Genomic DNA, 259 nt, shown 5'->3' on the forward strand with positions numbered 1-259 from the left:
ACGTCGTGCTTCTCGCCCAACAGCCCGCGTTTCTTCCGGGCGCGCCCAGCGTGTCGTTCGGCGGCATGGTTGAGCCGCGCGATAGCACCGAAGGCCGATACTGGGTCCATGGTCCGGCATCTCATGCCGCGCAATTGCTGCTGCTGACCGGGACTCGCCCCGACGCGCCGTTGGCGGCATTGATTCCGCTGGACGCGGACACGATTGGGCGGGTGGAGGCCTTGACCCGCTTCTGGCGCACTGTCGAGGGTCGGTCGGT

The 259-nt window shown here is 67.6% G+C and carries 1 pseudogene; it reads left to right on the forward strand.

The features are described from left to right. Positions 1-259, forward strand: a pseudogene (locus V5F66_RS22290) (DUF2285 domain-containing protein); the annotation flags it as partial.

Source organism: Xanthobacter versatilis, from assembly GCF_043193975.1.
Lineage (GTDB): Bacteria > Pseudomonadota > Alphaproteobacteria > Rhizobiales > Xanthobacteraceae > Xanthobacter > Xanthobacter autotrophicus_E.